A 23,375-nucleotide genomic window follows, 5' to 3' on the forward strand; every position below is an offset into this window, starting at 1 on the left:
GCTCAACCTGTTCGGCTATACCGGGGTCGGCACGCTGGCGCTCGCCGCCAAGGGCGCGTCGATGACGCATGTCGATGCTTCCAAGAAATCGGTCGAGGCGGGCAAGACCAACGCCTTCCTGTCGGACATGGCCGATCGCCCGATTCGCTGGATGGTTGACGACGCCGCCAAATTCGCCGCGCGCGAAGTGCGGCGCGGCAAGCGGTACGACGGCATCTTCCTCGATCCGCCCAAATTCGGGCGCGGGCCTGATGGCGAAGTGTGGCGGCTGGAAGAGGGGCTGCCCGGCCTGATCGCCGATTGCCGCCGCCTGCTGGACCAGGACAGCAAGTTCCTGGTACTGACCGTCTATGCCGTGCGCATGTCGGCGCTCGCGATCGGCGAGGTAGTGCGCCAGGCGCTGGCCGATCTCGGTGGCACGGTCGAGGTCGGCGAAATGGCGGTGCGCGAGGAAGCGCGCGGGCTGTTGCTGCCCACCGCCATCTTCGCGCGCTGGTCGCGTTAAACCCGTCGCGCCAGCGCGCTCTCCTCATCATATTGGATGGAATGATGGCTCCGCCCCTTTTCTTGGCGTTTGCCGCGCCACACTTATGCCGCTAATGCGCGGCAATGGAGCCGCCGGAACCGGTCAAAAAGCGGACAAACGCGCCACGTGGATAACATTACGACTGGGCCGACTATCGGCGTTTCGACGCAGAGCGTGACCGCGCATATGACCTTGCCGCCAATGCCTGGCCTGTCCGGGGTGCCCGATCTTGCCGGTCTGGAGCCGATGGCACCGCTGACGCGACGCTGGCCGTCCTATCTGGGGGCCGCCGTCACCGTCGTGATGATCGTGTGGCTGGCGCTGAAGCTGCGCGCGCTCGGCGTGGACAATCTGGTTTCGGCGCTGCCGAGCAACCCGCTTTTCTACCTCTTCTTTGGCCTGCTCTATATCTCCCCCGTTACCGGCGACTTCATCATCTTCCGCAAATTGTGGGGGATTCCGGCGGCGGGCTTCGTCGCGCTGACCAAAAAACGCATCGCCAACGATGTGCTCAATTATTCGGGCGAGGCGTATTTCTACGCCTGGGCGCGGCAACGCTCGTCAATGGTCGCGGCCCCGTTCGGTGCTGTAAAAGACGTCAGCATCCTGTCGGCGATTGCCGGCAACATGGTCACGCTCGCCATGATCGCGGTGGCAATGCCGCTCGGCGTGGGGCTGCTGACCGAACAGCAATTGCACAATGCGATCTGGTCGGTGGTCGTGGTGTTCGCAATGTCGCTGCCCTTCCTGATCTTTTCCAAGCGCGTCTTCTCGCTGCCGCGCGCGACCTTGTGGTGGATCTTCGGCGTGCATTGCCTGCGCTTGATCGCGGGATCGGTGCTGATCGCCTTTGCCTGGCATTATGGCCTGCCGAGCGTCTCGCTTGGCATGTGGCTGCTGCTGTCGGCGGCGCGGCTGATCGTCGGGCGGCTGCCACTTGTGCCGAACAAAGACCTTCTTTTCGCCACCTTCGCCACCCTATTGATCGGTCAGGATGCAGCCTTGTCGGTGCTGATCGCGGTCACCGCGGCGCTGCCGTTGCTGGTCCATGTTGTGCTCGTCGCGATGTTCGGGCTGGTCGACTTGGTGAGAAAGAGTTGAAAATGGTGCGCAAGGTTTTGATGGCGGCGGCAATCACCGGCGCAGCGATTCTGCCCGTCACGGCTAGCGCCGCGCAGATTCTGGGCAGCGACGCCGCAGCCTGCACCTCGGGCGGGCCCGCGATTCGCGTGACCGTCGACGGGCTGAAGGATCGCACCGGCGAATTGAAGCTCGAACTGTTCCCCGCCAACGATGCCGATTTCCTGAAGGACGATCGCGATCTGATCAAGGAAGGCAAGTTCTTCCGCCGCGTGCGCCTGCCCACCCCGGCCAGCGGCCCGATCGTGCTGTGCATCCGCGTGCCGACGCCTGGCCCTTATGCCTTGCTGTTCACGCACAATCGCGACGGCAAGAACAAGTTCAACCTGTGGCAGGATGGCGCGGGCTTCCCGACCAACGCGCGGCTCGGCCGGTCGCGCCCCAAGCTTGCCATGGCGCGGATCGTCGTGCCGCAGGGGGTGGTATCCACCGAGATTCGGGCGCAATATCTGCGCGGGCTCGGGGGGTTCGGGCCGCTCAAGGACGAATAGACGCCATGCGGATCGTCGACGTCAACGAATTCTACTCGCCGACCGGCGGGGGTGTGCGCACCTATATCGATCGCAAGATGGGCATCATGTCCGATCTCGGGCATGAGCTGATCGTGCTCGCGCCCGGTCGCGAGAATGCGGTCGAGGAGCGTCCCGGCGGCGGCAAGGTGATCTGGATCCAGACCGGGCATTTGCCGCTCGACCAGAATTACGGGCTGTTCTGGGAATCGGCCCCGATCCTGAAGCTGCTCGACCAATTGCAGCCCGATGTCGTCGAAACCTCCTCGCCGTGGCGCTTGCCCTGGGTGATCGGCAAGTGGCAGCCGAAATATGAGGGCGGTGCAGTGAAGAGCTTCTTCATGCACAATGACAATATGGCGGCCTATGCGCTGCGCTGGTTTGAAGGCCTCGCGCCGCAGGAGCGGATCGAGCGCGCTTTCTCCTGGTACAGCCGCTATATGAGCGGCTTCCTCCAGCATTTCGATGCGGTCGTCACCAACGGCCCCGCTCTCGAAAAGCGCTTGAAGGCGCGCGGTGTGCGGATCGATGCAGCGATGCCACTGGGGATCGAACGCGGCCATTTCTCGCCAGATCTGCGCGACGATCGCTTGCGCGCCGCCTTGCTCGCGCAATGCGCCCTGCCGCCGAGCGGGCATTTGCTGCTGGGGCTTGGCCGTCATCATCCCGAAAAGCGCTGGCGGCTGGTGATCGACGCGGTCGAGCGCGCCGGTTCGGATTTGCCGGTCGGGTTGATCCTGCTCGGCACCGGCGTCGAAAGCCGCCAGATCGAGGCGCGCATCGCGGGTTCGCCGCACATCCGCATGTTCCGCCCGGTCTATGACCGCGAACGCCTCGCGCGCATCGTTGCGAGCTGCGACGCGCTGATCCACGGGTCCGAAGCGGAGCCCTTCGGTCTAGTCGCATCCGAAGCGATGGCGGGCGGTTTGCCGCTGATCGTGCCTGATACTGGCGGCTGCGCAGAGGTTGCCGACCGCCATGCGTCCGAATTCTATACCGCGCGCGACGCGCAAAGCGCCGCGGCGGCGATCCACCGGCTGTTCGCGCGCGACCAGCGCGTGCTGCGCCGTGCCGTGCTGGTGGCGGCCACCAAGGTGCGCAGCGACCGCGACCATGCCGTCGAACTGATGGACTATTATCAGGGGCTGGTCGACGCCAAGCGCAATGGAGCGATGCTCAAGGTCGCCTGACGTACAAGCGGAAGCGCGTGCTGTCGATCGCCACCGTCCGATACCCTCGCGCGATCGCCCAGTGTTCGAGCAAGGCATCGGTGTCGCTGTCGCCCGCCGTCCACGGGGCCTCGCCGCCGATCAGGACGGCGGCAGGGGGCGCGCGATCGAGGTCGGCTGGACGATCGGCCGACACGACATGGAAGCGCGGCTCGATCGCCGGGTCGGCGAGCTGGTGGGTGCGGTAATAAAACGGGCCAGCCGCGAAACGCCGGTCGGGCAAACGCCCGGTCACGCCGAGAAACTGCGGCGACAGCGTTGCCACCGGGCCCTGCACCCCCGCCGAGTCGAGCGCGGTGCGGATCGCCCGTCCCTCGCGCAAGGCAACCAGCATCGATGACCCGTCCAGCGCCTGGACCGCCGCCGCCACGCTCGGCGCGAGGCCAGCAAAGATCGTTACCACGGTAAAGATCCGCAGCCCCCGCCCCGGCGGTGCCCGGTCCCACACCAACGCCAGCACAACGAACAGCGGCGGCAGAACCGGCAGCAGATATTGCCGCCAGGTGGGGAACGGCAGCAGCGCGGCGACCAAACCCGCCAGCACCAGCCACTCGACCACGCCGGGCCGCATCAAACGGCGGCGCACCAGCACCAGCGCGAGCAAAGCAGGCCCGAGCGCGAAGAACTTCAGCGCATCGACCGCCTTGGCGAGATAAGACATCTTCCACGATCCCGGCGTGTAATATTCCGCCGGAGCCAGCGCCGGGAAGCGCAGCGTGCCGAACACAAAGGCGGCGGGTGCCATCGCCCAGGTCCAGGCGACAAACGCCACCATCGGCATCGCCCCCGCCAACACCGCGAGCGGGCGGTGCCGTCGATCGATGAGCGCATACACCCCGTAAGCTGCCGCAGGCAGCGCGTAGGACACTTTCGCCGCTGCGGCTGCGGCTAGCAACAGCCCGATCAGCACCGCCTGTCCCGCGCTGCCACGCCCCTGCTGTGCCCGCACGATCGGCACCAGCGCGGCAGCGAGCAAGGCCGCAGGCAAGGCGTCGTTGCGGGCAGTGGCGATGCTGAACAGCAGAATATCGCTCAGCGCGAGCAACCCCGCCGCGATCAGCGCGGCGCGCGCGGAAGCCCCAGCTTCGCGCGCCGCGCGCCAGACACAGCTGACCAACACCGCGCCGAGCGTAGCATTGACCAGCCGCAGCGCGGGCCACACCCACGGCCCGGCCAGCCACGCGACGGGCGCAAACAGGAACGGCTGCAACGGCGTCTGCAAATAGGCAAAGTCACGAAAGGGCAGGTATCCGTGCGCGGTGAGCACGGCCGCCGCGACATATTGGCTCTCGTCATGGTCGACCGAGCGGATCAGCGCGCAGAGCGTGAAAAATACCAAGACACCCGCGCCGTAACGCCAGGGAAATAGCACCGGATCGGTCGTTCGCTCGTCCATCGAGTGGCTTTAGCCAAGGCCGATCGCACTGTCACGCAGACGCCATATCGAGGGCGCAGGGGCTCGGCATTAGCTGGAGATGTTCCCATGACCCTTCGTATCGATCGCCGCTCCTTCCTGCTCACCGGTTCGTTCGGGCTCGGCGCGTTCGCGGTGCCGGGCTTTGCGCAAAGCAACACGGTTGCGAGTGCGCGGGGCTTCACCCACTCGGTCGCGAGCGGTGAACCCGCCGGCGATTCGATGCTGCTATGGACCCGCTATGTCCCCGCCACCGGCGACACCGCCGAAGTCCGCGTCGAACTGTCCGAAACGCCCGATTTCGCCCATGTCGTGGCGGGGGGATCGCAAATCACGGGTGTATGGCGCGATTTCACGGCCAAGATCACCGTCGACGGCCTCGCGCCGGGCCGCGTCTATCATTACCGCTTCATCGCGCCCGATGGCAGCTTCTCGCCGGTCGGCACCACCAAGACGCTGCCGGTCGGTCCGGTCGATCGCTTCCGCGTCGCGACCTTCTCCTGCTCGAACATGCCCTATGGCTATTTCAACGCATACGCCCATGCCGCCGCGCGCAACGATCTCGATTTGACGATCCATCTCGGCGACTATTTCTACGAATACCGCACCGGGGATTATCCCGCGCTGAAAGATCAGGTCGCCGGACGCGTGCCGCAGCCCGCTACGGAATTGCTCCATCTCGCCGATTACCGCATCCGTTACGCCAGCTATCGCAGCGACCCCGATCTGATGGCGCTGCACGCCAAATTGCCGATGATCGTGCAGTGGGACGATCACGAATCGTCAAACGACAGCTGGGAAGGCGGTGCCGAAAACCACCAGCCCGACGAAGGCGACTGGAATGCCCGCCGCGCCGCCGCGATCCAGGCCTATCGCGAATGGATGCCGGTGTCGGACGAACCGTGGAAGGCGTATGAGATCGGCACGCTTGCCACGCTGTTCCGCACCGAAACGCGCCTGCTCGCGCGCACCAAGCAGCCCGATGTCGCAGCGCTGTTCAAGGCGGCCGATCCGATCGCCGCGCTGAAGACCTTCCGCGACGGCGCGTGGATGGATCCGGCGGTAACAATGATGGGCTCGCAGCAGGAAAGCTGGCTCAACCACGCGCTCGCGCAGTCGGTCCGCCAGGGCCAGCGCTGGCAAGTCGTCGGCTTCGGCACGATCATGGGCGCAACCGTGATGCCACAGGATGCGCTGAGCTGGGTCGCCCCCGATGCACCGGCGCGCGCCAAAAACTATATTCTCGCGGGCGTTGCGGCGGCCAAACTTGGCTTGCCGTTCAATTACGACAATTGGGGCGGCTACCCCGCTGCCCGGGCGCGCTTCCTGAAGGGCGCGCAGGCGCAAGGGGCCAACCTCATCGTACTGTCGGGCGACAGCCACAATGCCTGGGCCTATGATCTGGCGCAGGACGGCAAGCCCGCCGGCGTCGAATTTGCCGGCCATTCGGTCACCTCGCCGGGCTATGAAGCCGCCACCAAGACCGACCCCAAGCTGATCGCCGCGACGCTCGTCCGCGCCAATTCCGAACTCAAATGGTGCGACACGTCGCGCCGCGGCTATATGGCGATGACGTTGACGCCCAGCAGCGCCAGCAACGACTGGATCATGGTCGACACGATCAAGACGCACACCCCCGCCGCCAGCATCGGCCACACCGCCACGATCCAGCGCGGGCGCAACACCATGGCATGACGGTTGCCGAGACCCCGCTGGTGCGGCACACCCGTGCGCCACACCAGCGGGGCATTCGGGAGCGGCGACGTTGCGCGTAACGATCAAGGACGTATCTCGCGTTTCAGGGGTATCGATCAAAACCGTGTCGCGCGTCCTCAACAAGGAGCGCTATGTCGGCGAGGAAACGCGCGCCAAGGTCGAGGCGGCGGTTGCCGCGTTGAACTTCCGCCCGAATGCGGCGGCGCGCTCGCTGGCGGGAAAGCGCAGTTTTCAGATCGCGCTGATCTGCGACAATCCCAGCCCCTATTATGTCTACGAAATGCAATCGGGCATTCGCGATCGCTGCGTGGCGGACGGCGTGCGGATGATCGCCCAGCCCTATGATCGCAACTCGACCACCTTGCTCGACGATATCGAAAATCTGGTCGACGCGACGCATGTCGATGGCTTGATCCTGACGCCGCCGGTCTCGGACTATCCGCAAGTGCTCGATCTGCTGCAGCGACGCGGGGTGCGCTTCGTGCGCGTTTCGCCGGGCACCGCGCTTGAGATCGCACCGTCGACCTTCATCGACAATGCCGCCGCCGCCGCGACGATGACCGCGCATTTATTGTCGCTCGGCCACCGGCGGATCGGCTTCATCGCCGGACATCCGAGCTATGCGACCAGCGGCCAGCGCTTGCAGGGGTATGCCTCGGCGCTCGGGCAGCAGGGCATCGCCTTCGATCCCGCACTGGTGCGCGAGGGCAGCTATGATTTCGCCTCGGGCGCAGCGGCGGCCGAGGCCCTGCTCGCGCTGCCGCAGCCACCAACGGCTGTGTTCGCCTCCAGCGACGACATGGCGGCGGGCGCGCTGACGGCGGCGCACCGGCGCGGCCTGTCGGTGCCGGGCCAGCTGTCGGTCGCCGGATTCGACGACACCGCGCTGGCCGGCTTCGTCTGGCCGCCGCTTACCACGATCCGCCAGCCAACCCGGAAAATGGCGTATCAGGCCGCCGACCTGCTACTCGCCCCCGCGCACGCCGCGATCGAGCGCCGCGAAGTGGCCTATGAGCTGATCGTGCGTGAATCGACCGGGTCGGTGACAAAGGCATAAGCGCCTTACGGCTCCCCTCCCTGGAAGGGAGGGGCCGGGGGTGGGTCGGCTGATGGCGAGCGTTTCGCCCGACTACGGGCCCACCCACCCCCTACCCCTCCCTTCCAGGGAGGGGAGAACATCAGCCCCCTGGCCTACCCACGGGCAAAACGATCACCCGATCAGCACCAACGCCGCAACCAGCGCCAGCCCGAACGCCACCAGCGTCGATGCCAGGATTACCAGCAACGGCTTGGGGCCCGCCTCGAGCAATTGCGACAATGGCGAACGGATTGCTGTCGCGGTCACCGCCGCCGCCAGCATTGCCGCCGCGATCCGCTCGGCACCGGTCGCGACCACCGCCGGGATCACTCCGAAGGAATTGATCCCCGCCAGCACGAAGAACCCAATCACGAACCACGGCACGCCCGGCCCCTTGGCATGGCCCTCGCCCCCGCCGCCCCAGCGCGCCAGCCCCATCGCCACCACCGCCAGCACCGGCGCGAGCAAGGCAACGCGCGTCAGCTTGACGATTGCGGCGATCGCGCCCGCGCCGTCCGAATAGGAATAGCCCGCGCCGAGCGCCTGCGCGACATCGTGGATCGACGCGCCCAGCAGAAACCCCGCTTTCAAGTCGCTCATATGGAAAGCGTGCGCGACCAGCGGATACAGCATCATCGCCGACGCGCTCATCGCCGAAATGCCGACCAGCACCAGTGTTAATTGCGCCTGGGTGGTGCGCTTCTCGCCTAGGGTCGTCGCCAGTGCCATCGCCGCCGACGCCCCGCAAATCGCCACCGATCCGCCCGCCAGCAGCCCGAAGGCGGTATCGAAGCCGAAGCGCCGCGCCGCAAACACCCCCGCCGCCATCGTCGCCGCAACGATGCCGACGACGCACAGCAACGCGACCGGCCCCAGCGCAACGATCTGCCCCGCCGTCACCCGCACGCCGACCAGCACGATCCCCCAGCGCAGGAGCGAGCGCGATGCAAAGGCCAGCCCCGGCGTCAGCCGCCCATCGACGCTGAGAAAGTTGAGCGACAGGCCGATCAGCAACGCCATCAGCGTCAGCGGCACGCCGTAATGATCCGACAGGAACCCGGCGGCGAGCGTGCCCATCGCCACCACCAGCAGCCCGGGGACGTAGCCGCGCCAGCTGCTTTTTGGGCTGCTCTCCATGTCGCCGTACAGGTCGCCATACAGGTCCGCCGCCATCGGAAGCGGACGGGTGCGCTGCGGGATCGTCATCGTACTCGCCGCCTTTTCCGTCACCCCGGGCTTGTCCCAGGGACCACCGTGCCGCACACCGCACGGACAGGTTTTGCCGCTCGGTGGCCCCCGGGACAAGCCCCGGGGCGACACACTGATTTGGACCTAGCCCAAAGCGATCATCTGTGACAACGCTGTCCCGATAAGAGCCGGGAGCGGATCAAATGGCACTACGCGGCGGCGCAGCACGCTGGATCATCGTGGCGATGGTGTTCGTGGCGGTGATGCTGAATTACGTCGATCGCCAGATCCTGGCGCTCCTCAAACCCACGCTCGAGGCGCAGTTCCGCTGGTCCAACCGGGATTACGCCACGCTCGGCATGGCGTTTCAGGTTGCGACGGCCTTCGCCTTTCTCGGGACCGGTTGGTTCCTCGACCGGGTCGGGCTTCGGCTCGGGTTCGCGCTCGGCGTGCTGATCTGGAGCCTGGCCGGAATGGCGCATGCATTTGCCGCGACCGTTCCCGCATTCTTCGCTGCCCGCATTTTGCTCGGCATCGCTGAATCGGTCGGCACGCCGGCGGCGGTGAAAACTGCCGCGACCTATTTCAACCATAAGGATCGCCAGCTTGCGCTCGGCATCGGCAATATCGCGCCCAATGTCGGCGCGATCGTCACGCCGTTGTTCATCCCCGCGCTCGCGGTCGCTTATGGCTGGCAAGCGGCGTTCCTGCTTGCGGGCGGGCTCGGCGTGCTGTGGGTCGGCGTGTGGCTGGCGCTCCGGGTCAAGCCGGTCGCGCTCGACGCCGTGGCCCCCGCGCCCGTGCCGTGGCTCAGCATCCTGCGCTCGCGCGAGACCGCCGCGATCGCGATCGCGAAGATTCTCTCGGACCAAGTGTGGTTCTTCATGCTGCTGTGGCTGCCCGACCTGTTCCACCGGCTGTTCGGGCTGGCGCAGGGCACGCTGGGGCTACCGATCGCGCTTGTCTACGGGATGGCGGCGTGCGGCGCGCTGACCGGCGGCTATCTGCCGACGCGGCTGATCGCGCACGGGTGGAGCGTCAACCGCGCGCGCAAGATGACGATGCTGGGCTATGCCGTGCTCGTGCTGCCGGTGGTGTTCGTCCAATCGGTCGAAAGTCCGTGGGCGGCGGCCTTGTTGCTCGGTCTGGTACTGTTCGCGCATCAGGGTTTTTCGACCAACGTGTTCGGCGTGACGACCGACATTACCCCGGCCCGCGCGGTTGGCAGCCGGATCGGGATCGCGGCCTTTTGCGGCAATCTCTGCTCGGTCGGGATGATCGCGTTCCAGGCCTATGCGCTCGAACATGGCTGGGGCTATGCGCCCGCGCTCGCGATCTGTGCGGGGTCGTACCTTACCGCGCTGCTGGCGATCCACCTGCTGATCCCGGTGATCGTACCGGTCGGCGAGCGCAGTGCGGACGTGATCGTCGCACACTGAAACACCCTCCCCCGCGCTGCGGGGGGAGGGTTCACAGAATCAGAACGTCACGCGCCCGGTCACCCCGAAATAGCGATCGGCGTCGCGCGGGATCTGGTAGCGATAGGCTTGGCCCGGCCCGCCATTGATGATCGATGCGGCAAAGCTCTTGTCGAACAGGTTGCGCACCTGGAAGGTCAGCTTGTAGCGATCGTCTTTGCTGACCAGCCCGGCGCTGAGGTTGACCAGGCTATACGCCCCGATCGTCCCCAATTGCCGCTGCACCGCATCGGCCGAGAACAAGCCAAGCTCGCTGCTTTGATAAGAGCCCTGCGCGCCGAGCAGCACATCGGCGAAGCCGCCGGTGCGTACCCGGTAATCGACGCTGACATTGCCCTTCCACTTAGGCGCAAAGCCGAGCGGCGTGCCCGCCGGGATCGTCGCCGAACCGGCCGGCGCGTTGAACTTGTCGACATGCGCGTCGGTATAGGCAGCACCGCCGGTGATGCTCAGGTCGCGCACCGGCCGCAACGTCGCGTCCAGCTCCACACCGCGTGTCGAGACGTCGCCCGCATTGGTGAAGCGCGTGACGACCACGCCCGCGACCAGATCCGGATTGTTCGCCTGGAAATTCTTATATTTGGCGTAAAATGCGGCGAGGTTGAGCGTCAATTTTCCGCCGAGCAGCGTGTTCTTCAGGCCGATCTCATAGGAATCGGACGTTTCCGGCGCGATCACATTGGTGCCGGTCGCGGTCAGATTGTAGAACACGTTGAACGCCGGGCCCTTATAGCCGCGCGCATAGGTCGCATACGCGGTCGAGCCATGCGAAATGTCGAACTGCACGCCCGCCTTGCCCGACAGATTCTCGTTGGTCGCTTTCGCGCGGAACGGCACGCCATTGGACGCACTCACCGCCTGCGACGCGGCGGTCGTCGCGGAGACGCCGAGCCCGATCAGCCGGACATATTCGTTATACACGCCCTGATCGAAATTGGCGTTGATCCCCGGCCCCGCCAGCGTGGTGGCGCGCGAATGGAACACGTCGAGCTGATCGACGGTGTAGCGCAAGCCCCCGATCAGGCGGAAGCGATCGCTGATGTTGAGCGTGCCCTGCCCGAACAGCGCGACATTCTTGAACACCGAGCCGAAATCGGCGGTGCCGGTGGGGAAGGTCGAGGGGTTGGCCGACGCGCTCGAGCACGGCGTCAGCGCGGTCGGCGCGGGCGTTACCGCTGCTGTGCACACCTGATCGTTGCGCGTGAACACGCGCTCGCTCGCGGCGCGCGAATAATAGGCCCCGAGCACATAGGTGAGGAACTGATGCCCCGGCGAGGTCAGCCGGATTTCCTGGCTGAACGTGTCGCCGGTCTGGGGCCCGAAATCGTGGAGCTGGTTGAAACCGATATAGGCAGCAGGCAGGAAATCGCCGTCGCGGATCTCGGTATTCTTGTAGTTGCGATAGGCGGTGATCGACGTGACCGTCTGCGTGCCCGCCTGGATATCCGCCTGGAGCGAGAAGCCGTAGCCGGTCTCCTTGGTCCGCGTCGTCAAATTCTGCGCGAGTTCGCGGGTGTCGGTGCCGCGTGGCGTTGGCAGCGCTGCTGTCGACGCATTGGTGGTAACCGCTCCCGTTGCGGTGTTGATCGGCCCGGTCGCGATCACCTCACCGCAGCAATCGTCATTGTTGCGGTGATAATCGGCGATGAAGGCGAGCTTCACATTGGGCCCGGCATCGGCATCAACCTGCAACCGCCCGCCATAATGTTCGAAGCCGTTGACCAGCTTTCCAGTGGTGACGTTGCGGATGTTGCCGTCATAATTGGTGTAGAAGCCGGTCAGGCGCGAGCGCACATGCTCGCCCAGCGGCACATTGATCGCGGCGCGTGCGCGATATTCGCTGTCGCTGAAGAACCCGTCCTCGACATAGCCGCCAAACGTGCTCGTCGGCTTCTTCGAGATGATGTTGATGACGCCGGCGCTCGCATTCTTGCCGAACAGCGTGCCTTGCGGCCCACGCAGCACTTCGATCTGGTCGACATCGACCAGGTCGCCAAACGCCTCGCCCGCACGACTGTAGACCACGCCGTCGACCACGGTCGAAATCGATGGCTCGCCCGCGATCGAGAAGGTCGAGGTGCCGACCCCGCGCAGGAACAGCGACTGGTTGAGCGTCGTGCCCGATTTCAGGAAATTGAGCGACGGCACCAGATATTGCGCGCCCTCCAGGCTGGTCTTGCCCTGCGCGGCGATCGCATCGCCCGACACCACGGTGACGGCGAGCGGCACGTCCTGCAACCGTTCGGAGCGCTTCTGCGCGGTGACGATGATGTCCCCGGGCGCGTCCTCGGACGCCGCAGGGGCAGGCGCGGTCTGCGCGAAACTCGGCGCGGCTGACACCAATGCCAGCGCCGCCGCGCCCGTCAGGTACAATGCTTTCATCCTATCCCTCCTCAAAAATCCCATCTTTTTGATGGGTATTATTCTTTTTGCGCGGCGGACATCGCTGTCATACTTTTCCGCCGTAAAGCTGGGCTTGGTCTCAGAACCCCAGTTCGGCCATCTCCACCACACGGTGCTCGCGTGCGCTGATCTCGGCGGCGGTGCCGATCGCGACCGCCATCATGCCATCGGTCGCGGTGACCTCGACCGGCCCCGCCCCGCGCACCGCCGCGTTGAAACGCTGATGTTCATAGAAGGTCGATCCGTGATGGCTCCCGGCGGCGAGCGCGGCCTGGTCGACCTCGACCACGCGCCGCGTAACCTGCTTGGCATTGCGGAAGCCGACGCGCGGCGCATGCACCAAAGCGCCTTCGGGGATCAGCACGTCGAGCCGCGCTTTATCGCCGACCGCGGTAATCTCCTCCTGATTTTCCGCGCCATCGGCGAACATCGACAGATCGAGCAACGCGCGCACGCCGTTCGCGAAATCCACTGTGGTATAGCTATTGTCGATGATGTCGGGCGTCTCCCCGCCATAACGCTCGTCGCGGTGGTTCACGTCCATCGCGCCCGAACAATAGACGCGCACCGCCTCGCTGCCGGTGATCAGCCGCATCAGATCGAAGAAGTGGCAGCATTTCTCCACCATCGTGCCGCCAGTATTGCGGTTGAAACGGTTCCAGTCGGCGACCTTGACCAGGAATGGAAAGCGATGCTCGCGGATCGACAGCATCTGCAACCGCCCGATCGCGCCGCTGCGGATTTCCTCGATAAAGGCGGCCGCCGGCGGCATGTAGCGATATTCCATCGCGGTCCAGAACACGCGGTCGGTCTGCGCGGCGCGTTCCACGATCCAGCGGCAATCATCGAGCGTCGTCGCCACCGGCTTTTCGCACAGGATGTGGAGACCGGCGTCGAACAATGGCTCCAGCACGCGGCGGTGCGTGTAATTGGGGCTCGCCACGATCACCGCATCGCACAGTCCGCTTGCCGCCAGCGCCTCGACCGAGTCGAACACCGTCGCCGCGCCCGCCCGATCGCCCAGCGCGCTCGTCGCCCAACCGATCGATTCCGCCACCGGATCGGCCAGCGCCGTCACCACCGCGCCCGGCGTGATCGCCAGGTTGGTGATGTGCTCGACGCCCATCATCCCGGTGCCGACCAGACCGTATCGGACTTGCTCTCCCAACATGTTCACCTTTATATGACAGCGATGTCTGAAATCACACTTACACCCGAATTGCGTCCCCTCGGCAAGAGCGGAGTGCAGGTCAGTCCGATCGCCTGGGGCATGTGGCGTTTCGCCACCGCTACCGTGGCAGAAGCACGGACGCGAATCGAGGCTGCGTTCGCCGCCGGAGTGACGCTGTTCGACACCGCCGATATCTATGGATTCGATGGCGTTGGCGGCTTTGGCGACGCCGAAACGCTGCTCGGCAAAGTGTTCGCCGAAGCCCCCGGCCTCGCCGCACAAATGGTGCTGGCGACCAAGGGCGGCATCCGCCCGCCCGTCCCGTATGACCAGAGCGCGGCCTATCTCGGCCAAGCGCTCGACGCTTCGCTTGCGCGACTCGGCGTCGATCAGGTCGATCTTTACCAGATCCACCGCCCCGACATCCTCGCCCACCCGCAGGAAGTCGCGCGCACGCTCGAGGATATGGTCCGCGTCGGCAAGGTCCGCGCGGTCGGCGTGTCGAACTTTACGCTGGCGCAAACGCGCGCGCTCGAATCCTTCCTGACAATCCCGCTCGCCAGCCTCCAGCCCGAACTGTCCCCGCTGGAACTCGGCCCGATCGAGACCGGCCTGCTCGATCTGGCGATGGAACGCGATATCGCGGTGCTCGCCTGGTCGCCGCTCGGCGGCGGACGCATCGGCGCGCCCGAGGACGACCGGTCGAAGGCGGTCGCGGTCGCGCTCGATGTCGTCGCCCAAGCAGCCGGAGTCTCCCGCGCCGCCGCCGCTTATGCCTGGATCATGGCCCACCCCACCCGCCCGATCCCGATCGTCGGCACGCAGAATCTCGACCGCATCGCCGAGATTGGCGAGGTCTATAAGGTCCGCTTCACCCGCCAGAGCTGGTATGATGTGCTGGTCGCATCGCGTGGGGAGCGCCTGCCATGACCGCGCTGCCGCCTTGCGAAATCAGCTGGTTCTCTGCGCTGTGCGATGACGATTACGAATTTCTCGGCGTCCCCGATGCGCATTTGCAATCGAGCTGGGCGCATTGCCGCGATATCGTGCTGCAGGCGGAGACCGGCGGCTTCGACAATATCCTGCTGCCCTCGGGCTATGCGCTGGGCATCGACACCACCGCCTTTGCCGCCGGCATCGCGCCGCTGCTGCGCCGCCTCGCGCTGCTGATGGCGGTGCGCGTCGGCGAAAGCTGGCCGCCGCAACTCGCCCGCCAGATCGCGACGATCGACCAGATGCTGGGCGGTCGCTTGCGCGTCAACATCATCTCGTCGGACATGCCCGGCGAGACGCTCGGCTCCGCGCCGCGCTACGCCCGCACCGTCGAGGCGATGCACATTCTGAAAACGCTGCTCAACGGCCAGCCGCTCGACCATGATGGCGATTTCTGGAAACTGAAGCTGGATCCGCCGCGCCTGCGTACCGTCTCGGGCAAGGCCCCGTTGCTTTATTTCGGCGGCCTCTCGCCCGACGCGCGCGATGCCGCCGCCAAGGGGGCCGACGTGTTCCTGATGTGGCCCGACCGGCAGGAAGCCGTCGCCGCGATCATCGCCGACATGACCGCGCGCGCCGCCGCTTACGGCCGCACGCTGAAATTCGGCTATCGCGCGCATGTCGTGGTGCGCGAGCATGAAGCCGAAGCCCGCACCGCCGCCGAGCGCCTGCTGTCCAAGCTCGACGCCGCGCAAGGTGCCGCGATCCGCGCCAAATCGCTCGATTCGCAATCGGTCGGCGTCGCCGCCCAAGCCGCCCTGCGTGAAAATGCGGGTGATGACGGCTATGCCGAGGCCAACCTGTGGACCGGCATCGGTCGCGCCCGCTCCGGCTGCGGCGCGGCGATCGTCGGCGATCCCGATCAGGTGCTCGCCAAGCTCAACGCCTATCGCGCGATGGGGATCGAGGCGTTCATCCTCTCGGGCTACCCCCACGCCGCCGAAGCTGATCTGTTCGCGCGGCATGTGCTGCCGAAGATCGAGCATGGGCTGTTGGCGGGGTAAAAACGAGCCGCCCCGTCCTCAGCATACATTTGGCCAGGATCGCGCGCCCAGTCTTCCTCACCGGGCGTCATTGAAGCATGCTCCACCCCATGATACTTTCTCACAGGGCACGAAACAGGGGAGCGCTACGTCATGGGGAAGATGCGGTGGCTGCGCGCGATGCTGGCCTTTGCCGCAGCGGTGGTCCCGGTCGTCGCGTCGGCTGAACCCGTCGGCCACATAACCGGTGTCGGCGGGGTCTTTTTAAAGAGCAAGAACCCGAAGGCGTTGATGGCCTGGTATCGCGACGTTCTGGGGATTCCCTTGGAGAAATGGGGCGGTGCCAGCCTGCCTTACGCGGCTGCTGGCCACCCACCGGCCGTGATCTTGAACGCTTTTTCCGAAACCACGGCGTATTTCGAGCCCTCGCAACGCGACATCTTGCTGAACTTTGCCGTCGACGATTTAGCGGCCTTTCTCGACCGGCTTAAGGCAAAAGGGGTGACGGTGCTCAAGCGCGACGACACGGATCCAAGCGGCAAGTTCGCGTGGATCCTCGATCCCGATGGCACGAAGATCGAATTGTGGGAGCCCAAGCGACAGGCCGCCGCCGCTCCATAAACTGCGCTGCGCCGGGGTCGCGCAAAAACCGAGCGCATTTCCCTGACCTTTCCGCAGGAGGTGTCACCCAAACCCCTGCGTCCGCGCCCAGCCCAGGAACAGCTCCGGCCACGCCGCCACTGGCTTGCCAACCGTGCCGCGCAGGCCAAAGCCGTGCCCGCCCTGGGCGAACAGATGCATCTCCACCGGCACGCCCGCGCGCACGCACGCCGCGCGAAAGGCGAGCGTGTTCTCCACCTTCACCACCCCGTCATCCTCGGCATGGAGCAGGAAGCAGGGCGGCGTGCGTGGCGAGACATTGGCGGCGGTCGAGTGCGCGCGTTCCAGCGCAGCACTCGGCGATGGCCCCAGCAGCAGCGCGCGCGACCCAGCATGCGCCACTTCCGCCGCCATTGACTGCACGGCATAGATTGGCGCGGCGAGGCACGGTCGCGCGCTCAGGCGGTCGGCGGCATCGACCGGTGCATAGACCGGCGTGTCGAAGCGTGTCGCCAGATCGCCGCAGACATGCCCGCCCGCCGAAAAGCCCATCGCGCCCACCCGCTCGGGCACGATGCCATAATCCGCCGACCGTACCCGGATCAGCCGCATCGCGCGTTGCGCATCTGCCAGCGCCACGTCCGGCCCTGCCGCCCAGCCATCCCCAGGCAGCCGGTAAAACAGCACGAACACCGTGAACCCGCGCGCCGCGAGCCAGCGCCCGATCTCATAGCCTTCCTTGTCGATCACCACCAAACGATAGCCCCCGCCCGGCGTCACCAGCAGCGCCGCGCCATTGGGCGTGCTCGGGCGAAACACGACCAGGCGCGGTCGGCTGATGCCCTGCACCGCACGGTCGTTCAGCGCGTGATCCTTGCTGCGTTCGTCGACCGTCTCCACCGGCAGCGTCGGCGGCGCGCCCGGCGCACCCTTGGGCCACAGGTCGATCGTTTCGTCGGGTTCGGGCAGCGCCGTCGCCGGTGCGGCACCGCCGACTCGCGGCGGCGGCGTCTGCGCCAGCCCGCGCGCCGCCCACCCGCTCGCCAAGGTTCCGAGGATGGCGCTGCGGCGGTCGATCACGGGCATGCTCCTGAAAAACGAACGGGCGTCGCCAGCATTGGCAACGCCCGAACGGAGAGGAAGGGTGGTCCAGACTTACATCTTCACGCGCGCACCGAACAGGATGGTGCGACCGAAATGGTTGTTCTCATAATTCCGGTTCGCGTCGAGATCGGTGTAGCGATAGCGATAGGTGTCGGTGAGGTTGGTGCCCTCGACCGAAACCTCGAGCCATTTGGTCAGGCGATAGCGCACCGAGGCATCGAAATTGGTGGTCGCGGCATAGCCCTCGAACACGTTGCCGGTGCCGCTATTCTGGTCAACATACGGCCCGCGATAGCTGATCGAACCGCGCGCACTGAACTTGGCGTCCTCATAATAGAGCGTGCCATTGAACGCTTTCTTCGACAGGCCGAACAGAGTCGAGGTCCGCTGAACCGCGCTCGGCGCGACGAGCTTGCAGGTAAACTGCGTTGCGCAGACCAGCGTCGATGGCCCAACCACGCCATAGCCGGCCGTGCTGTCGATGAAGGTCGCGTTGGCGATGCCGCCGAAGTTCTTCAGGAAGCCCGGCAGGAATTTGAACGGTGCCTGGACCGAAAGCTCGATGCCCTTAAGCGAGGCACCGGTGCCGTTGATCGTATTGGAGACGGTGTAGAGCTGGTTCGGATCGTTCTTGATATAGCCAGCCGAGCTCGGCAGCAGCACGTCGCGCGTCAGCCCCGCCTCGGCCAGCGTCTGCGTGACGCTGTTGGACACGGGGAAGCTGTCGATCGATTTCTTGAACACCGCGATCGACGCGATCGACTGCGGCGCGAAATACCATTCGATCGCCAGATCATAAGCGGTCGCGCGGAACGGATCGAGGAACGGATTGCCGTTGGTGATCTTGTAATTGTTGCCATCCGCCGATCCGCCCGGCGTCAGGTTGCCGAGCGTCGGGCGCGTCATCACCTTGGCCACCGCGCCGCGCACGATAATGTTCTCGGTCGGATAAAAGGCCAGGTTGAGTGCGGGCAGCCAGTCATCATAGTCCCGCTTAACCGTCAGGGTCGCGCTGTTGATGATGCCCGTCGAAACCTGGTTGGTCTTCACATAGCGCACGCCCGCATTGAAAGCATAGCGCAGGCCGAACAGTTCGCCCTTGGCATCGAATTCGAGATAGCCGCCCTTCACCTCTTCCGAGACACTGCGGGTATTGCCGGCATCGGGGTTCAACGCACGGCTATAGAGGTTGGTCAAAGCGGCGGCGGCGGGGATATTGGCCACGACATATTGCGAGGTCGTCCCCGCCGATTGCCCGGCCGAACCGAGATTGACGAGATCGGTCAGCGCCGCCGTCACCGGGAAGCCATAGACCGAACCCGGCGCAATCGCCGATGTCGGCGAGCAGGTCAGCGTGCCAAGCACCAGATCCTTGCCGCCATTGCCGCACACCACGGTATCGCGGGTGAAGCCGACCGTATCGAAGGTGAACTTGCGATAGACGCCGCCCGCCTTGACCTGGAACCCCTCGGCCACATCCCATTCGGTGCGCAATTGCACGGTGCGGAATTTGTTGACGGTATCCGACGGACGATCGCGGATTTCGGACAGCTGATAGGCGCTCGGGTCGGTCACGCTGCTGCCATAGGTCAGCGTCGGGCTCGACATGTTGGTATAGTCGTATGTGAAGCCCTGCGCCGCTTTGTTGTCGAGCAGGATCGTCGTTTCGACCGGGATGTTCGCATCCGATTTCGACAGGCCGCCCAACAGCGTGAAGCGGAACTTGTCGCTCACATCCTGATCCCAGGTGCCGCCGATCTGATAGAATTCGGTGCTCGACTTGCGCAGATAATGCTCGTTGCGATTATACGCGTCGTTCAGCGTCGCCGAGACGATGTTGTTGTTCGCATCATAGACCGGATTGACGAGGTCGATCGAACGCTCGTTGCTGCGCGCCAGCACTTCGAGCCATTGCTCCTCGCGGGTTTCCTTGAACTTGGAATAGAGGCCATCGATCGAGATCTTGGTCTGGTCGGTCGGCGCGAACTGCACGCTGGCGGTGATGCCCAGGCGCTCGCGATCATGCTTGATCACGCCGTAGCGCGGGATGCGCGGATGGAAGGCTTGGGCCGCTTTGTCGCACGCCGCACTCTGCCGATAGACGCCGCCGCTATTGGCGGCGGGGGTGGTGAAGGCCTGTGCCGCGCCGGTGCCGGTGGTGTTGTAATAGCATGGCGTACCATTGACCGAGTCGAACTGCGCCTGCGCCCAGCGCGTGGTGTTGTTGCCGAGTTCGAGCGTGTTGACCTTGGAATAGGCCGCCGACACCGATGCGCCGAAGGTGCCCGCCTCGTTCCGCCACGACAATAGCCCGGCAACGCGCGGTCCGACGGTCTTGGCGAGATCGTTATACGACCCCTGCATCGACAGCGCGCCCGAGAAGCCGGCTTTCTTGCCGCCAAGCGGGTTGCCGGTGTTGAGATCGACGACCGCGCCCAGCGACCCTTCGTCGAGCGAGGCTTCCGCCGTCTTGTGAACCACCAGCGAGCTGAACAGTTCGGACGCAAACACGTTGAAGTCGAACGCGCGGTCGCGGTTGGCGCTGGCACCGTCGGTCGAGGTCGCCACCGTCTCCATGCCGTTTACGCGGACGCGGGTGAATTGCGCGCCAAGCCCGCGCACAGTGATCGCGCGGCCTTCGCCGCCATCGCGCTGGATCGAAATGCCGGGGATGCGCTGCAGCGATTCGGCCAGGTTCTGGTCGGGGAACTTCGCGATGTCTTCGGCGACGATCGAATCGACCGCAGCGACCGAGTTTTTCTTCACATTGAGTGCAGCCTGAAGCGACTGGCGGAAGCCGGTGACGACGATGTCCTGCCCGGTATCCTCGGTCGCAGGCGCACGCGGCGTTGGCTCGGTCTGCGCCAGGGCAACGCCCGGCAAGAACAGTGCGAGCGCAAGCGCGCCTGCCGAGACACCGTGCTGCACCGTCGCTGCCGCAGAAATCTTGCGCATTCTTCATCCCCCCTTGGCGTCGCAGCCGTGCGACGCCGATTGACACCGGTAGCCAGGCCGCGCCGACGAATCAGCGGCGGAGTGGCGGGCGGAAGAAGGGAAAGGCGCACTTTCGCGGCGCATCGCTCCTCTCCTGCCCAACGGTCGCTCTCTGGCAACTCGTCCTGACGCTTAAATGTCGCGTTTGGTAACCGGTGTCAATCAGCTTTTTGGCTTATGTGCCCGGCTGAATATACGGAACGCGCGCAAACAGTTCGCGCTGCCAGCGGCGGGGATCATCCTCGCGATGCGCCACCGTGTCGAACACCATCGTCGCACGTCGCGGCAGATCGTAGCGGGGCCATTGCGGCAACCCTGTGTGATTGGGGTCACCCGTTTGCGCAAAGGCGACGAAGCTGTTCTGCATCGCCTGCGACGCCGCCTGCGCATCCGCTCCGGTGCCGGTGTGCGAGCCCTTCGCGCCGATCGTGCCAAACACCAGCGGGATGTCGATGGTGTGAAAGGCACCGCGCCGAGGGTCGAGCCGCGACGTGAAATCGACCTGATAGACAAAGGCCGGAGCCCCGGCCTGCGCGCGCGATTCCGCCTCGATCACTTGCCCGCGCCAGCTCCGCCCGGCGGTGGTCGCGCCGTAAAACACTTCGGTCGGCGACCAATCGGGGAAGTGCGCGCGATACTGCGCCACCACCCATTCGGGCAGGATGTCGATGCGCAATTCGGGCGCAATCCGCGCGGCGACATTGTCCCAGGTGAGCCCGCGCACCTTGTCCGAATCGGGCGAGAGAAAGCCGCGCGTCTCATCGCGGACATTGCCCAGGATCATCGGGATGCCGAGCCCTTGCGGATTGGCATCGGGCCAAAAGGGATGCCGTGTGAGCCATTTCATATCGAGCACCGGCCCGAAATAAACGCCACCGCCGAGGATGGGGTCGATAGCGTCAAGCGCGGCCACCAGGCGGTCCTGCGGCATCGTCAGCAACGGCGACAGGTCGCCCGCATCCACGCCGAGCCGAGCGAGATAGGCGCGCGCGCGTGCGGTCGCGTTGAGCGGGCCGGAGGCGGTGACTTGTTGCCCGCTCATCGTCGCGGCGCGGTGAAACAGCCCCTTGGCCGCGGGCATTCCCAGCATCGTCGCGATCTTGGCCCCGCCGCCCGATTGGCCGAACACCATCACCCGCCCCGGATCGCCGCCAAACGCCGCGATATTGTCGCGCACCCACTGCAGCGCCAGGATCAGATCGAGCTGCCCGGCATTGCCGCTATCGGGAAAGCGCGGATTGAGCCGTGCGAGATAGAGGTAGCCAAAGGCGTTGAGCCGGTGATTGACCGTCACCACCACAACATCGCCGCGTGCCGCCAGCGCCGCACCATCGTTGAGCGGATCGGTCACGCTGCCGCCCGAATAGGCCCCGCCATGGATGTAGAGCATCACCGGCAGCTTGGCCGCGCGATCCGGCCGCGCCGTCCAGATGTTGAGGAACAGGCAATCCTCGCTTTGCAGGCCATAGGTGCCGCCCGCTTGCGGGGCGACCGGGCCGAAGGTGTCGGCTGGATGCGGCGCAGGCCCGTATACGAACGGCGCCGGTGCGCGAAAGCGTTCGGCCCGCCCGTAGCGGATGCCGCGATAGGCGCGGATCCCGTTCGCCTCTGCCGTACCGAAGAAGCGCCCCGCCGAGCACGCAACCGGCGGGGCCAGCGCCGCGCGCAACGGTGTGGCGGCGGCGGCCAGCGCTGCCGCGCCGCTGCCGAGCAGCGCGCGGCGGGTCAGCTCAGCGCCGGACATCCAGCCCGCCTGCGAGATAGGCATCGATATCGGCCTGGCGGAACAGACTCGCATCGCCCGGCAACGAATGTTTGAGCGCGGCCAGCGCAAGCCCGGTGCGGGCCGCCTCGGCACTGTCGCCGCCGCGCCGCAGTGCGTGCAACACGCCTGCCGCAAACGCATCCCCGCCGCCGATCCGGTCGACGATCCCGGCCAGCACCACCTCCTCGGTCTGCGCCGAGTCCGTGCGGGTATCGACCCGCGCCGATAGCCGATGAAGATCGACATGCTCGACATGCCGCGCGGTCGACGCAATCGTCTGGAGCTTGGGGAACGCCGCGAAGGCCGCGTCCACCGCCTCGCGCCGCCGCGCCTCGCCCTCACCGCCGAAATCGCGGCCGAGCAGCAGCGCGATGTCGCGGTGGTTGCCGAACAGCAAATCGGCCTCGGCGACGAGGTGCGTCAGGATGCCGCGCGGATCGCTATCCCAACGCTCCCACAATTTGCCGCGCCAATTGCCGTCGAACGACACCGCAATCCCGCGCGCCGCCGCCGCCTGCGCCGCGGCGATCGCGCTGGCAGCGGGCACCGGCCCGAGCGCGGGGGTAATGCCCGACAAATGCAACCGGTCGACGCCGTGCAGCAATGTGTCCCAATCCCAGGCATCGCTCGGCATTTCGGCAAAGGACGATCCGGCGCGGTCGTAAATCACTTCGGTCGCGCGCAAGCCGGCACCCGAGGTGACGAAATACAGCCCCATGCGATCACCGCGAAGCTGGATGCCGGCGGTATCGACGCCCGCGCCGCGCAAATAGGTCAGCGCCGCGCGGCCCAGATCATTGTCGGGCACGGCACTCGCGAAGGCGACGTCATGGCCAAGCCGGGCGAGCGCACCCGCGACATTGGCCTCGGCCCCGGCCACCCACACGTCCAGCTTGGGCGTCTGCAACAGCAACTCACGCCCCGGCGGCGAGAGGCGCAGCATGATTTCCCCAAAGGCCAGAAACGTCATTACCCTACCCTCTCGCGTCACCCCGGCCTTGTGCCGGGGTCCACTCCTCAAATCGGTCGCACGCTTGCGGCGCGGTGGTCCCCGGGACAAGCCCGGGGTGACGATGAGGCTCCC

The 23,375-nt window shown here is 65.7% G+C and carries 18 protein-coding genes; 10 read left to right on the top strand and 8 right to left on the bottom strand.

The window, feature by feature from the left end; genetic code table 11:
* The 4 genes from ON00_RS08955 to ON00_RS08970 all read left to right on the top strand — a co-directional run.
* Window positions 1-505, top strand: a 505-nt coding sequence (locus ON00_RS08955; protein WP_010405133.1) for a class I SAM-dependent rRNA methyltransferase, incomplete at its 5' end; no start/stop codon positions are given.
* 147 nt (window positions 506-652) lie between these two features.
* Window positions 653-1,627 (top strand): hypothetical protein, encoded by a 975-nt coding sequence (locus ON00_RS08960; RefSeq protein WP_010405135.1) that lies wholly within the window; start codon window positions 653-655, stop codon window positions 1,625-1,627.
* Between the two features lie 2 nt (window positions 1,628-1,629).
* Window positions 1,630-2,157, top strand: coding sequence for a DUF2141 domain-containing protein (locus tag ON00_RS08965; RefSeq protein WP_010405136.1), 528 nt, complete (start codon window positions 1,630-1,632; stop codon window positions 2,155-2,157).
* A 5-nt stretch (window positions 2,158-2,162) separates the two neighbouring features.
* On the top strand, window positions 2,163-3,365 hold the full coding sequence (locus ON00_RS08970; RefSeq protein ID WP_010405138.1) for a glycosyltransferase: 1,203 nt from the start codon (window positions 2,163-2,165) through the stop codon (window positions 3,363-3,365).
* Here the strand turns inward: ON00_RS08970 and ON00_RS08975 are convergent.
* Window positions 3,352-4,800 carry a hypothetical protein gene (locus tag ON00_RS08975; protein WP_010405140.1) on the bottom strand — a complete coding sequence of 483 codons (1,449 nt, stop codon included), beginning with the start codon at window positions 4,798-4,800 and terminating at the stop codon, window positions 3,352-3,354. The two genes, ON00_RS08970 and ON00_RS08975, sit on opposite strands and share 14 nt — an antisense overlap.
* Before the next feature lie 87 nt (window positions 4,801-4,887).
* Here ON00_RS08975 and ON00_RS08980 point away from each other — a divergent pair, with 87 nt between their 5' ends.
* Window positions 4,888-6,513: an alkaline phosphatase D family protein gene (locus ON00_RS08980; protein ID WP_010405142.1), complete on the top strand. Its 1,626-nt coding sequence runs from the start codon at window positions 4,888-4,890 to the stop codon at window positions 6,511-6,513.
* A gap of 70 nt (window positions 6,514-6,583) precedes the next feature.
* A complete protein-coding gene (locus ON00_RS08985; RefSeq protein WP_010405145.1) occupies window positions 6,584-7,591 on the top strand; it encodes a LacI family DNA-binding transcriptional regulator in 1,008 nt (335 codons plus the stop codon).
* Between the two features lie 153 nt (window positions 7,592-7,744).
* Here the strand turns inward: ON00_RS08985 and ON00_RS08990 are convergent, their stop codons facing one another.
* The gene (locus ON00_RS08990; protein ID WP_010405147.1) at window positions 7,745-8,818 is read right to left on the bottom strand and encodes a YeiH family protein; all 1,074 of its coding nucleotides are present in this window, start codon (window positions 8,816-8,818) and stop codon (window positions 7,745-7,747) included.
* Window positions 8,819-9,003: 185 nt separating this feature from the next.
* Between ON00_RS08990 and ON00_RS08995 the strand changes: the two genes are divergently transcribed.
* Window positions 9,004-10,239 carry an MFS transporter gene (locus tag ON00_RS08995; protein ID WP_010405149.1) on the top strand — a complete coding sequence of 412 codons (1,236 nt, stop codon included), beginning with the start codon at window positions 9,004-9,006 and terminating at the stop codon, window positions 10,237-10,239.
* 39 nt (window positions 10,240-10,278) lie between these two features.
* Here the strand turns inward: ON00_RS08995 and ON00_RS09000 are convergent, their stop codons facing one another.
* Window positions 10,279-12,660 (bottom strand): TonB-dependent receptor, encoded by a 2,382-nt coding sequence (locus ON00_RS09000; protein WP_010405150.1) that lies wholly within the window; start codon window positions 12,658-12,660, stop codon window positions 10,279-10,281.
* A 100-nt stretch (window positions 12,661-12,760) separates the two neighbouring features.
* On the bottom strand, window positions 12,761-13,852 hold the full coding sequence (locus ON00_RS09005; protein WP_010405152.1) for a Gfo/Idh/MocA family protein: 1,092 nt from the start codon (window positions 13,850-13,852) through the stop codon (window positions 12,761-12,763).
* Between the two features lie 21 nt (window positions 13,853-13,873).
* Here ON00_RS09005 and ON00_RS09010 point away from each other — a divergent pair, with 21 nt between their 5' ends.
* From ON00_RS09010 to ON00_RS09020, 3 genes are all read left to right on the top strand, one after another.
* Window positions 13,874-14,782 carry an aldo/keto reductase gene (locus tag ON00_RS09010; RefSeq protein ID WP_029622582.1) on the top strand — a complete coding sequence of 303 codons (909 nt, stop codon included), beginning with the start codon at window positions 13,874-13,876 and terminating at the stop codon, window positions 14,780-14,782.
* The gene (locus ON00_RS09015; protein WP_010405156.1) at window positions 14,779-15,849 is read left to right on the top strand and encodes an LLM class flavin-dependent oxidoreductase; all 1,071 of its coding nucleotides are present in this window, start codon (window positions 14,779-14,781) and stop codon (window positions 15,847-15,849) included. The genes ON00_RS09010 and ON00_RS09015 overlap by 4 nt, the downstream gene beginning before the upstream one ends.
* A gap of 141 nt (window positions 15,850-15,990) precedes the next feature.
* Window positions 15,991-16,449, top strand: a complete 459-nt coding sequence (locus tag ON00_RS09020; protein WP_245535551.1) for a VOC family protein — start codon at window positions 15,991-15,993, stop codon at window positions 16,447-16,449.
* A 63-nt stretch (window positions 16,450-16,512) separates the two neighbouring features.
* On the opposite strand, the gene ON00_RS09025 is transcribed toward ON00_RS09020, so the two are convergent.
* The 4 genes from ON00_RS09025 to ON00_RS09040 form a co-directional block, all read right to left on the bottom strand.
* Window positions 16,513-17,508 (bottom strand): alpha/beta hydrolase, encoded by a 996-nt coding sequence (locus ON00_RS09025; RefSeq protein WP_010405160.1) that lies wholly within the window; start codon window positions 17,506-17,508, stop codon window positions 16,513-16,515.
* 75 nt (window positions 17,509-17,583) lie between these two features.
* The gene (locus tag ON00_RS09030; protein ID WP_010405163.1) at window positions 17,584-20,487 is read right to left on the bottom strand and encodes a TonB-dependent receptor; all 2,904 of its coding nucleotides are present in this window, start codon (window positions 20,485-20,487) and stop codon (window positions 17,584-17,586) included.
* Window positions 20,488-20,701: 214 nt separating this feature from the next.
* Window positions 20,702-22,270 carry a carboxylesterase/lipase family protein gene (locus tag ON00_RS09035; protein ID WP_010405165.1) on the bottom strand — a complete coding sequence of 523 codons (1,569 nt, stop codon included), beginning with the start codon at window positions 22,268-22,270 and terminating at the stop codon, window positions 20,702-20,704.
* Window positions 22,257-23,261 (bottom strand): sugar kinase, encoded by a 1,005-nt coding sequence (locus ON00_RS09040; RefSeq protein WP_010405166.1) that lies wholly within the window; start codon window positions 23,259-23,261, stop codon window positions 22,257-22,259. The genes ON00_RS09035 and ON00_RS09040 overlap by 14 nt, the downstream gene beginning before the upstream one ends.
* Window positions 23,262-23,375: the final 114 nt, after the last annotated feature.

The organism is Sphingomonas echinoides ATCC 14820, assembly GCF_000241465.1.
Taxonomy (GTDB): Bacteria; Pseudomonadota; Alphaproteobacteria; order Sphingomonadales; family Sphingomonadaceae; genus Sphingomonas; species Sphingomonas echinoides.

Coding starts and splice junctions, on each gene's coding strand:
- ON00_RS09035 (WP_010405165.1), bottom strand. CDS start 22,270: ATGTCCGGCGCTGAGCTGACCCGCCGCGCGCTGCTCGGCAGCGGCGCG.
- ON00_RS08965 (WP_010405136.1), top strand. CDS start 1,630: ATGGTGCGCAAGGTTTTGATGGCGGCGGCAATCACCGGCGCAGCGATT.
- ON00_RS09005 (WP_010405152.1), bottom strand. CDS start 13,852: ATGTTGGGAGAGCAAGTCCGATACGGTCTGGTCGGCACCGGGATGATG.
- ON00_RS08975 (WP_010405140.1), bottom strand. CDS start 4,800: ATGGACGAGCGAACGACCGATCCGGTGCTATTTCCCTGGCGTTACGGC.
- ON00_RS09040 (WP_010405166.1), bottom strand. CDS start 23,261: ATGACGTTTCTGGCCTTTGGGGAAATCATGCTGCGCCTCTCGCCGCCG.
- ON00_RS09000 (WP_010405150.1), bottom strand. CDS start 12,660: ATGAAAGCATTGTACCTGACGGGCGCGGCGGCGCTGGCATTGGTGTCA.
- ON00_RS09010 (WP_029622582.1), top strand. CDS start 13,874: ATGTCTGAAATCACACTTACACCCGAATTGCGTCCCCTCGGCAAGAGC.
- ON00_RS08980 (WP_010405142.1), top strand. CDS start 4,888: ATGACCCTTCGTATCGATCGCCGCTCCTTCCTGCTCACCGGTTCGTTC.
- ON00_RS08995 (WP_010405149.1), top strand. CDS start 9,004: ATGGCACTACGCGGCGGCGCAGCACGCTGGATCATCGTGGCGATGGTG.
- ON00_RS09015 (WP_010405156.1), top strand. CDS start 14,779: ATGACCGCGCTGCCGCCTTGCGAAATCAGCTGGTTCTCTGCGCTGTGC.
- ON00_RS09030 (WP_010405163.1), bottom strand. CDS start 20,487: ATGCGCAAGATTTCTGCGGCAGCGACGGTGCAGCACGGTGTCTCGGCA.
- ON00_RS08970 (WP_010405138.1), top strand. CDS start 2,163: ATGCGGATCGTCGACGTCAACGAATTCTACTCGCCGACCGGCGGGGGT.
- ON00_RS09020 (WP_245535551.1), top strand. CDS start 15,991: ATGCGGTGGCTGCGCGCGATGCTGGCCTTTGCCGCAGCGGTGGTCCCG.
- ON00_RS08990 (WP_010405147.1), bottom strand. CDS start 8,818: ATGACGATCCCGCAGCGCACCCGTCCGCTTCCGATGGCGGCGGACCTG.